The sequence below is a fragment of the Sutterella massiliensis genome (assembly GCF_016899755.1).
In the GTDB taxonomy this organism is placed as follows: domain Bacteria; phylum Pseudomonadota; class Gammaproteobacteria; order Burkholderiales; family Burkholderiaceae_F; genus Sutterella; species Sutterella massiliensis.
Map to the genome: position 1 here is coordinate 1 of NZ_JACJJC010000072.1, position 1,479 is coordinate 1,479.

Consider the following 1,479-nt stretch of genomic DNA (forward strand, 5'->3'; position numbering starts at 1 on the left):
CCGACGAGATCGTCCTGGGAAACTTGGGGCCTCTCGATCCCGACGAGCCCGTCGCATTCGCTCGCACCACCGTTGAGGACGAATGGGTCTCTGTCGGGAGCGGATCCGTCAAGACCGTGGCGGACAGAGTGCTCCTTGCCTGTCGGGCAGACGCCTTGCTGACGGCAACCAAAATGCCGGCGAATATGCTGGACACGCAGGATAAGGACGTCTCGCCTAGCACGCAGTTGAGGCTCTTGGCATTCGACTGGCTCGAAGTTGGCGGTAAAAAGCTCGCCATTTACGAGGTGCGGACAAACTGTCGAGTCAAAATCGACGGCGACGAATACAACATCGTTCTGCGGGCCGCGTGCGGTATTGAACAATCGTATTGGCTGCAGGGGCAATTTTTTGAATCCCCCGTCCTTTCGGTGGAATACACGGATAACTACCTCGAACGAGCCGGTGACGCCGCACTCGTGCTTTCAATCTTCAATGCCGTTGCGCATAGCGCCGAAGCAGAAAAGGCACAATTCGTCGTTCGCACCGGGGTCCCGACCAACCGTCGCCCGTTTGGCTACGGTCTTCCGGCCAATCTCTACCGGACGTGGAATGACGAGGAACAGCGCAGATCTGTGTTCAGCAGACTTGAAGCGCTGGCACAATCCTCCGCCGATGCTGGCGCCCGCTTCCGTCCTATGAATCTCAATTTCGAAGTCGCCGACAGACCGTTTGCCGTGCATCACCGACAGCTTCTGATTCGTTTCCGGAACGGCGAGTCTCTCGAAATTTTTGCCGACCACGGCGTAGGCTGCGTCGAATTCGTTTCACGCGCACGAGACTTTGTTTCGGTCAGTGCTCTCGCAAACCACCTCTTCACCCTGGTCTTTGCAGATAATGGGGGTTCCGTCACTCTGCGGGATGCAAAGAGTCATACGACCCATCTTTCGGTGTCGAGATTAAAGCCCGAATCATTTGAAGAAACCCCGTCCTAACGTCGATACCCTCTGATTGATCGCTCTCGGCACCGAACCTTCAGCCGGGCCGGGAGCGATCCGTTGCCATCGTTTTTGTCCGTGCCGGTCCAAGCACATGCCTCTTTTCGACTTCTTCGCCTCACTGCTCGAACAGCTCTTTATTTACGGCGTTACTGCATACATTATTTTTTTCGGAATCAGCATTTTTGTCTTTTTAGTTACCGGTAAGTCGCTCTTGTACCGTATCGTTGAATGGAATAATCGAATGAAAGAACAGGAAGCGGAGCGCCAGGTCGAGGAGGAACTCCGCCGTCAAGCGGACGCGGCTGAACAGATTCGGAATTTGCCTGTCCCCGAAAACGAATCGCACCTGGACTACTTCGACCGCAAGAACCGCCGTGCAGTCAACGGTCTACCAGCCCGCCTGAAGCGCTTCCGCAAGGAAGTCGAGGCAGGTCGTGTGCCAAGTCTCGAGTCGATGCTCCGTACACGCGCGTATGACGTTGTCAATCCGGTCCCGTAT

Annotated in this window: 2 protein-coding genes; both read left to right on the forward strand. The window is 55.6% G+C overall.

The window, feature by feature from the left end; translation table 11 throughout:
* A partial coding sequence (locus H6A60_RS11275) for a hypothetical protein (protein WP_205104665.1) occupies positions 1–974 on the forward strand: 974 nt, incomplete at its 5' end.
* A 97-nt stretch (positions 975–1,071) separates the two neighbouring features.
* Positions 1,072–1,479 (forward strand): hypothetical protein (locus tag H6A60_RS11280; protein WP_205104667.1); only part of this gene is annotated, 408 nt, incomplete at its 3' end.